Annotated in this window: 3 protein-coding genes and 1 pseudogene; all 4 read right to left on the reverse strand. The window is 42.8% G+C overall.

All coding sequences use genetic code 11. The features are described 5' to 3' along the window. A pseudogene (locus IR173_RS17830) lies at nucleotides 1-404 on the reverse strand (OmpA family protein); the annotation flags it as partial. An 11-nt stretch (nucleotides 405-415) separates the two neighbouring features. Continuing rightward, on the reverse strand, nucleotides 416-1033 hold the full coding sequence (locus IR173_RS17835) for a DUF4369 domain-containing protein (RefSeq protein ID WP_237040856.1): 618 nt from the start codon (nucleotides 1031-1033) through the stop codon (nucleotides 416-418). Between the two features lie 80 nt (nucleotides 1034-1113). Then, nucleotides 1114-1983 (reverse strand): BT1926 family outer membrane beta-barrel protein, encoded by an 870-nt coding sequence (locus IR173_RS17840; protein WP_237040857.1) that lies wholly within the window; start codon nucleotides 1981-1983, stop codon nucleotides 1114-1116. A 23-nt stretch (nucleotides 1984-2006) separates the two neighbouring features. Further along, nucleotides 2007-4352, reverse strand: a complete 2346-nt coding sequence (locus IR173_RS17845) for a hypothetical protein (protein ID WP_237040858.1) — start codon at nucleotides 4350-4352, stop codon at nucleotides 2007-2009. Nucleotides 4353-4435: the final 83 nt, after the last annotated feature.

Below are 4435 nucleotides of genomic sequence, written 5' to 3' on the forward strand. Positions count from 1 at the left end.
CTCGCACCCTCGTCAAAGGTCTGGTTGTAACCGACACCCGCGATAAGGCGTGCGTTGAAGAAGCGTTCGGGGTTGCTTCCGCAGAACAGGCTGCTCATGTTGAACAGGCCGTCCACGGTGGCCGCACCATAATAGAATCCGCTTGCGGGCTTGCATCCGCTTCCGGCCCTTCCCCTCCAGCCGCTGACGGCCAGACGTGCGCCCACATAGGGGTTGAAGTACTTGCCGACTGCAATCTGGCCTGCCGGAGAGATCAGTTTGCCGATACCTGTACCGTCCAAAGAATAGGAGGCACCCACCTGACCCTGGAGGAACCAGTTGTTTTCTGTACTCTGAGCGTTGGCGCCTATACCGGCACCTGCCAGTAACAGAGCTGCAATAATCACTTTTGATTTCATAGTCATTACTGTTTTAATTAGTTGTTTGTTTCTTCTATCCGTTTTATGAACCACTCTCCAGCCCGATCCATGATATCGGACTTCTGCTCGGGAGTAAAGCGGGAACCGTAGTTGCGGAAAATATATACTCCCACCTCATTGTCCCAGTTCTGAAGAATGGAGGATTCCAGCAGACTGGAGAAATCCTTTCTGATCTTCTCCTGGTTTTCTCCCTTTTTGCCCATTTCGTCACTGAAACGGTCAACGGCCAGCAGGAAGTCCTGCAGTTTGTCGTTCAGCGCTGTTCCTGAGGTGAAGACCAGCTCTCCCAAGCTTACCTTGACCGTTCCCTTCTCCGTCGCCACGGGCAGCGTAATGGGGAACAGGTCATCGGAAGAAGCCTTCAGTACCAGCAGGGATACTCCGGGTGAAGTCTCTCCCAATGCGAAACGGAAAGTGCCGTTCTTCACGATGGTACTGTCATACGTTTCCGGAGTCAGTGTGTGGCGCAGGTAAACCTGCTTCCCCTCGTAGCTTTTGTCCTTTACCGCCCCTTCTATGGTGCATCCTTTGGGAACAGAAGTACACGCACATAATGACAGGACGACTATCAGAAAAGCGGTCATTTGCGGTAGAAAACATGTTCTTTTTCTCATCTTTCTCATTTGAAAAAAGCCGTCCGGCTAAATCGCTTTAGCGGAACGGCCTTTGTTATTTACTACGTAAACGGGTTACGTCAGAATCTGATACCCAGTTTCAGCACCGGCATATCAAATATCTTGATATTATGGTGTGAAGCGTTGTACTTGTCAAAACCCTTGGGACAGAGCTGGATGACATCGTAGCGGTAGGCCAGCGGTTGGAACTGGAATCCCAGTACCAGGCCCGGAGCCAGGCTGTATTCGATGCCGGCTACACCGGCGGCCTTGATGCCGAACATCTGACCGGCACGACTGCCACTGCCATAAAGCTGGACGGGAACTTCCTCACCGCTGTCGGGATCGGTTGTCATTTCGCCCGTATAGGGTTCCGTAGTCTCGATACGTGCCATCTGGAAGCCCAAAGAGCCGCCCAGATAGGGATGGATACGTGGATTGCTCACCTTAAAATAACGGTTGGAACCGACTGAAACATACCAGTTGTTCGTTGCCTGCGCATTAATGTAGCTCTGTGCAGGAATGACCATATCGGGTACGCTGCCGTCTCCTTCCACATAGTCCTTCTTGGGAGTAAGATTGATATTCATTGCGAACTGGAAATTGATGTCCCAGCAATCGGAAATGAAGTATTTACCTTCAACACCCAGAATATTTGTCAGACTATTGTTATTCAGGCCGTCAATGTTCAGATATCTGTTCAGGTCGCCCGAATTGGCACCGCCACCGTTGGGAAGTCCGACTTCTCCTCCGGTATGAGTGTTTTGGGGAAGCAGGTAGGAGGTTTTTTCATTGTAGAAATTGTTACCTCCTCCCAGCAGGACAGATACTTGCCACTGGCCTTTCTTGGGAGCAAACAACACGCCATCACTACTGCTGCCCACAGTCTGCGCCAAAAGAGGCGCAGAAAGGGTAGCGAGTATGAGTAATGTGCATAGTTTCTTGATCATCGTATAATTACGTTTTTACTTAATTATTCTGCGGAAGCTTTGCTGTAAAGAGCTTTCATCATTTCTTCCAGTTTACCGTTCCAGTAATTGAATACTTCAACCTTGTTTTCGTATGCAGCTTTAGCACGCTCCAATTCAGCCTGTGCCCATTCGATTACATATTGTTCTTTCAAATTGCCGGCATTAAAGAGCTCAAGCATCTTTTCAGCTTTTAGAACAGCTTCTGAAGCATCTTCTACATCTTTATTCAATCCTGTAGACACTGTTGCACCATCAACACCCTTCTTATCACCGATTTCTTGTTTTAAGTTCTTGATGATAGTTTCATATTCTTTTAATTCATCACCATCAATAGCTTGGATAACCAGTTGAATATCATCTTTCATAGCTTCAGTTGCATCAATCTTCAATTCATTAATTGGATTAGCAACTTTTTCTGTTACGACATTTTGTGCTGTTGATACGGCGTCAATATCTTCTTGGTATTTAGCAACATAAGCATTCTTAGCTGCAGATAAAGAAGACTTCCATTTAGTTAACTGAGCAATTGCTTTGTCAAATTGTTCAGCCTTCTCTACATTTTCTGTTGCTGTATTATAATCATCAACATTTGTTAAGTATAAGCCTTGAGCGCCACATTCACTTCCAAAGTTGTCGATCTTTTTAATTTCATCGTCCTTCGGTTGTACAAGAACACCACGGTCTTCATTTCCGTCATTATATATACCTGCTTTACCAAATGCAGTTTTTGCAGCCTCTAATAAATTGGCTTTCAAGTCTACTTCTGTATACGCGTTCGGAAGAAGAGCAGTTACTTCATTAGACGCCAAATATTCCTTTAATGTCTTACCATCTTTAATTGCTTTTGGCATTTCAGGAAGTTCTTTCTGGCCATTAGCTGTCATTACGGCTCTGAAAGAAACATATTTGTTATACACATTTTGGATTTGTTCCTCTGATGTATATCCTGTAGTTCCATTCTTTACTGCCTCCAACAAAATTTGAATAGCTCCATAGGCTTCATCATATTCTTGTTGTGAATAAGATGTTCCTGAATTATAAGCAGTGACGGCATCATTCCAAACCTTAATAGCTGCATCAGCAACTTTCTTCTGATCATCCATGGCTTTCTTTGCAGCCGCCTGAACTTCTTTAGCATAAGCTACTTCATTTGCATTGATAGCAGCTTTTGCATCATTCACGGTTTTTATTGCCTTATTAATATCATCAACAGCAGCTTTGTATGCGCTTCCATTTCCATCAGCAAAACCATAGGTATTATCCATTAAAGTTGCATATGCTGTAGCATCACTAAGTTCATCCGATTTATCATTGCTGTTTGTTTTTATCAAAGCAAGAACACCCTGTGTTGATTTAAAGTTAGCAGTAAATACTCCGTCTGCGTATGTGATAAATCCTTGATTATCGGCATCTAAATTCCCATTAATAGCTTCTGATACAGTAAATGTAGAATCGGCTGTTCCTGCAGCACTTTTTTTCTTCTGAATAATATTATCCATTACAGTAACCGCATCCTGCAAATCCTTTATAGCACCATTTGTATTTTCAGCTATAATTTTAGCTTTTGCTGTTTCTTTATCGGCTAATACAGCATTTAATGAATCAATTTTTGCATTATATTTAGCTTTTAAAGCTAGCCATGCATTATATGCATCATCTGATTCTAAAGCAGCGAGAGCCTCTTTCTTGATAGCAAGTTTGTTTGTTGCTTTATCCAATTCGGTCTGAGCATTAAGAAGGTCTTCTTTCAGAGTTGCTTCATTGATATAGTTTTCAGGAGTAGTTACTTTATCTTTGTAAGTATCGTAAGCGCCTTCCAATTCAGTCTTAGCTGTTTCCATTGCACTCTTTGCTAAACCTAATTGCTTTTCAACAGCTTCCAATTGCTTCAATTCAGCTTCACTCAAATATGTTTTAGAAAGCTCTAATGCTTTCATCGCGTCTTCATAAGCTTTTTGAGCTACAGCCAATGTTTCTTTTTCCTTTAACAGCTCAGCTTCCCACTTTAACTTATTCTGTTCTAACTTAGCTTGAATTTCAGCGATAGCAGCTTCTGTTTTAGCTGTTTCTTCTTGAAGCTCCAGCTCTTTCAATTGGTTAGCCAATTTAATGCCTTCATTGGTTAATTTTTCTTTTTCAACTTCAGCCAACTTAAGCTGAGTTTCTGCATCTCTGTAGGCAGCATTCGCTGTTTCTACAGCAGCTTTGGCTTTCAACAGTTCAGCCTTGGCACCGCGGAGTGTTTCGATACCTGCGGGTTCATCGTTGTCGATACATCCCGTGAAAGTCACTGAAGAGCCGGCCATAAGAGCTCCGAACAGGACTACACTTAAAAATTTTTTGTTCATAATAGAAAAACTTTAAATTTATAAATTTAAAAACTTGATTTGTTTTTTGTTTATTATTTTATAAAGGACTTAATCGTATTTAG

The organism is Phocaeicola faecalis (assembly GCF_021730445.1).
GTDB classification, from domain to species: domain Bacteria; phylum Bacteroidota; class Bacteroidia; order Bacteroidales; family Bacteroidaceae; genus Phocaeicola; species Phocaeicola faecalis.